The organism is uncultured Methanobrevibacter sp. (genome assembly GCF_902771435.1).
Lineage (GTDB): Archaea > Methanobacteriota > Methanobacteria > Methanobacteriales > Methanobacteriaceae > Methanocatella.
Map to the genome: position 1 here is coordinate 1 of NZ_CACXXB010000059.1, position 5,464 is coordinate 5,464.

The 5,464-nt window shown below is 33.1% G+C and carries 4 protein-coding genes; all 4 read right to left on the reverse strand.

From position 1 onward, the window contains the following. Positions 1-148 precede the first annotated feature (148 nt). Positions 149-400, reverse strand: coding sequence for a hypothetical protein (locus QZU83_RS09955; RefSeq protein ID WP_295611841.1), 252 nt, complete (start codon positions 398-400; stop codon positions 149-151). Continuing rightward, complete coding sequence (locus tag QZU83_RS09960; protein ID WP_295611842.1) at positions 330-3,101, reverse strand: C1 family peptidase; 2,772 nt, start codon at positions 3,099-3,101, stop codon at positions 330-332. Before QZU83_RS09960 ends, QZU83_RS09955 begins: the two co-directional genes overlap by 71 nt. A 256-nt stretch (positions 3,102-3,357) precedes the next feature. Further along, positions 3,358-4,497 (reverse strand): hypothetical protein, encoded by a 1,140-nt coding sequence (locus QZU83_RS09965; RefSeq protein WP_295611843.1) that lies wholly within the window; start codon positions 4,495-4,497, stop codon positions 3,358-3,360. A gap of 235 nt (positions 4,498-4,732) precedes the next feature. Continuing rightward, positions 4,733-5,464: hypothetical protein (locus QZU83_RS09970; RefSeq protein WP_295611844.1), on the reverse strand; the 732-nt coding region annotated here is incomplete at its 5' end.

The window sequence follows — 5,464 nt, forward strand, 5'->3', positions numbered from 1 at the left end:
AAAATGTAAATTAAATCATACATATCTTTTGAAATGTGTTCAAAAAAAGATAGATACATCAAAAATAGTTAAAATAAAGTAATAACTTAAAAAAAATAGTCTTGTCCAATTAACAAAGAAAAAAAAAGAATAGATGAAATAAATTCATCTATTTGACTTTGACAGCTGTTTTTATAGTGTCCTTAAGGTAAGTCACTTTAACAGCATAAGTCTTGCCTTTATTAAGCTTTTTGATAACGTTCTTGTTCAATTTCTTTTGTGCAATACCTTTGGCATTTGTTTTGACCTTGTATGTTTTGCCTTTGAACTTGAAGGTTATAACTTTGCCTTTAACCAGTTTTCCGTTGACTTTGAGTTTTGCCTTTAAGGTAAATGATTTTGCAGTCTTTTTGACATTCACTTTGCTTGCTGTCAAGACCCTTGTTGATAGTGAATGTGACCTTCTCACCAATACCGACAGCATGACCGTTTCCGGTTACAACCTTAACTGAAAAATATTTGCCGCCAGAATAATCAACGGAAATGTCCTTGTTGTTGATTATTTTAGTATCATCCGCAACAGTATATGCTTTAATGGAACAAATGGACTCCTCTGAAGAAATATCAATCCACTTGCCATCTATTTTAGCCTTTGAAGTCCCATTCATATACTTCTGCCTTGAATTTATTAGGGCAGGAACCCAATTTGATTTAATGCAAACATCAAATTTATCACCCTGTTCAATTGGAACATATGAATCCAGTTTGATTGTGTGGAAACCTGCAAACGGTGAAAGACCAGATTGAGAAAGTCTCAACACATCATTTACATAGATTTCGACAAGATATTCAACACCAGTTTCATTGAAATATGTTCCGACACCCGCAATCAAATCATCTGCCACTGCAACATAACTATTGATGGCTTCAGTTGAATTGACTATTTCAGATGCTTTACCTCCAATGTCATATTGGTAATTTTTATTATATTCAACAGTATTTTCAAGAATGAAAGCCATTGGCTTCATGCTTATGGCAAAAGTCTTGTCATAATATGAGATATAGTAGTAACCCTTTTCTCCATAATCTGTTCCCCAACTGTTCTTGATTATCCATGCACCATCTCCTGGAGGAGTGATTAAAAAGTTACTTGCAGAATAGGAATCATCCCAACCAATCAATGAAACAGAATGGTCACCCACAAATGATTCGTTAATATATTGTGCAGAAGTTTTGACATTGAGATAGGGAGCGGACTGTGCAGCATGATAATTAACGGTCAAAGCACCATATTTTAAAATAGCCTTCTTTATTAAGTCAATGCCTGTTTCATTGCTGATGGTCGGCAGATAAACAACATCCTGGAAATGGACACTGCCATTTGCTGCAAATATTGGTGAAATTTTACCCAACTGGTCATAAACATCATATTCTGATGAAATAACTCCAAACCAGCTTAAAGCATAATGGACAGCTGAAAATACAGACGATCCTTCCAAAGTCTTGATTGTTCCGTATTGTGAATATTGCAGTGAAAGGTCTCTGAGGTTACTTTCGGAAATGTCCATGTCAATGCCTAAAAATCTCAATATCGCTGATTCCATGGCCGCTGAAGTTCCAAATGCCCAGCAGGATCCCATACGGCCTTGGTCTCTGACTGGTGTGGACCATCCCCAATCGCGCAAATCAAATTTGGAAGGGACCTTGGACACGTCAATGCTATTGTTCAATAGAGTCAATTTCATTCCGCTTGTATCGACGATTGACGCATATCTTGTTTTGTTTGTATTGTATGAATACTCACTGCTGTAGGTATTGTTTTTCAAAGTAGGGTCAGGCCAGTCAAACATTGTGTAGATATCATCTAAATCTCCGTACAGGTTGACATTGTCAGCAAAGTTACACTTATCAATGTCATAACCTGAATCGTAGCTATATATTGCACCGCCATATTGGGCAGAGTTGTTAATGAAACTGGACTCCCATATGTTTAATCCGGATGCGTCACCATAGATTGCACCGGCGTAAGATCCTCTGTCGCCATCATATTGTGCATGATTTTGCTTGAAGCTTGAATTCGCTACAACAATAGTAACATATGAAACATATATTGCACCACCATCAAATAGTGCTGAATTATTGGTGAAATTACATCTGTTCACAGTAAGATTACCTTTAAGCTGAAGTATTGCACCTCCAAATCCGGAGTAACAATCTATGAAATTAGAATCAACAACAAAAACCGCACTTGAATTTTCTTCATTAGCATCGGCAAATATTGCACCAGCATTTCTCTTGGAAGTGACATTGACAAAGGTACAATCCACAATTTCCGCCAATACCATTTCCTTTAGGGCAATTGCTCCAGCAGTGATTTGGGAATGCAAATTAATGAATTTTGAATTTCTGATTACTGTTTTTTTAAATCCTCTAACTGCAGTCGAATATTTGGAAGTGGCGTTTGCAAATGTCGAATTTGAAATATAGATTTCAACCCGATCATTTTCAGTATATATAAAACCCCAGTCCAATATTTTAGAGCTTGTCATGACTGCATCATTAAAAGTGGACTTTCCATCAACCAGATATATGGTTCCAAAATTGGCAGATGAAGAATCCTTAAATCTGTCAGAATTACTTGTATAATTTCCCCCAACGAAAATAACACCAGTATCTGCAGTGTTATTTATGAAATTAACATTATTGGTCGTTAAGCTATAACCACTATAAATAATCAGGGCGCTTCCCCGGTTAGAGTTTGCATTTATAAGGGTGAGATTGTTTATTGTCACGTTTACTGCATTAATGCCAAATATTGCAGACTGATTTCCAGCATCTATCGTATGGCCATTACCATTGATGATGAAATTATTCTTTTCAATATATATTGGTTCACTGGCATCGTCAGTGCCGTTATTGAACTTATAATCATTCATTACATCAAAAACACCAGATGAATTGGAAACGTCATTTTTCAAATCAGTGAATGTTTTTGGTTCTCCTGCAGAATAAATATCATCCTGCACAGCATTTAGAACATGTGAATTATCATCACCTGCAATATCGTCAGAAAGGTTATCCGCCGCACAGACAGCCCCAGCCGACATTACTAGAAAAAGCATAATAATCGTTATTCTCAAAATCTTCATGATATCACTGAATTAACTTATATTTTTCATATTTATATAAAATTAACCTATCAATTTCATGAAATTTTAAAAAATATTCGTCATTGCAATATCTAATTGAACAAAACACGTGAGTTCCTACCTCATTAACTATTGAAAAAAAAAACATGAAAGGGAGGTTCAACACTCCCAATAATGCAAATAATGTGATTTCTAAAGACTTCATAGTTTAACATTTCCTTTTGAATTCTTATATTAATAATATAATACTAAGCAATAAGGAAATAAATAAACCTAAAATATCCAACTCATTATCAGATGAGAAAGTTATTGCATCATAATCTTTATCATCAGTAACATTATCACTATCTTCTTTTTCATCATCTAAGAGATTTTGATCTTGATTAATGCTTTTTGAAACAGATTCATGATTTTCTGATAATACATCAGGGACTTCAAAACTTGCTGAAGCTCCAGGACAGGCTGTCATAAAAGATTGTGAATCTTCTAGGCCTGACTCTTCTTGGGAATCATTATTCAAATCATCAGAATTATCATCTAACCTCTCATCAGAATCATTACCACCCATGTCTTCACACTCCTTTTCACTACCTGAATCACCAGATGCCATGATATCAAGTGAAGATGTAGTTTTATATGCGATAAATGGTTCATGAGCATTATAAGTCAATTTATAGAATTTTATAGATGAATTTGTATAATTTCCATCCCAATCAGAACCATCCCAATCATCATAATCCTCATCATCTAAATCAGAATCATCCCAATCATCGTCCCAGTCATCAAAATCATCAGAATCATCCCAATCATCAGAATCATCATAAACCTCATCATCCAAATCAGAATCATCATCCCAGTCATCGTCCCAGTCATCAAAATCATCAGAATCATCATAAACCCCATCATCCAAATCAGAATCATCATCCCAGTCATCAAAATCATCAGAATCATCCCAATCATCAGAATCATCATAAACCTCATCATCTAAATCAGAATCATCATCCCAGTCATCGTCCCAGTCATCAAAATCATCAGAATCATCATAAACCCCATCATCCAAATCAGAATCATCCCAATCATCAGAATCATCATAAACCCCATCATCCAAATCAGAATCATCATAAACCTCATCATCCAAATCAGAACCATCCTCCCAATCAGAATCATCATAAACCTCATCATCTAAATCAGAATCATCATCCAAATCGTCTAAGCTATCATCCAACCCATCATCAAAATGATTAATACCTATTATATCATTTACTGCGTCGTTTCCATCTATGGTTATATTTTCATGTGCACTTACTGCTGAAATAGACAGCACCAATATGAGTAATGAAAATATAATTATTTTAGTTTTAAATTTCATTCATTAAACCTCGATTTTAATTTTTATTCCTAATTCTCTTTAAAAACTAGAAATAATGTTTTTAGCTTTAAATGATATTATTTCCAATATTAAAATGCCATTATTCAATACATTATTTTAAAAAATAATAAGATCCAAGCTAAAAAAATTATTCCCAATATTTAAAATTAAGAAAAAATATTTTTCATTAATTTAAATATTTTATAAAAATAGTGGGAAAATCCCTAAAATTTTTTTAAGGGATTTTGATTTCAATTACTCCAAATAATACAAAAATAGAAGTATTTTCTACAATAAATGGAGAAATAACATTATGTTTTTTAAAGAGAACATAATCGTGGTTATCTTCTTGTTCAGCACTGGTAATGGTATCAAATTCACTAACTTTTGGAAGATTTTCATAACTTTTATACTGTTTAGTGAAACTGGTGTTAGTACATTCACATCCAATCATATGATAAAAAGTAGGTTGAATATTTTCTGATATATTGCTTGATAAACAATTAATCTGTTGGCCAAATTTAAAACTTTGTATTACTAAAGTTTTATCAGAATTGTCTTGTGCATCACGCCAACTACCTACATCATCAGATAATTGTAAATCAGATTCCATATCAAATGAATTAATACAAACATCAGGCATTGTATTTAAATCAGATGTTTGATTCATTAATGTTATATTGTCCCGAATAATCAGCATATCCGAAATATTACTATCATCAGAACCTATAAATAATTCCATTTCATCATTCAAATCATGTGAATTGATTATTAAATCTACATCCTGATAAATACTGTAATCTGAATAATTAGAATCGTATTTATGGTTTCTTAGCATTGGATTATAATTGGACGATGGAATATTCGTCATTACATTATGAGTAGATGGCGAGTTCATGATTTTATCAAAAATATCAAGAAATGCATTTACATCAATTAAATTGATATAAGAATCAACATATTTCAC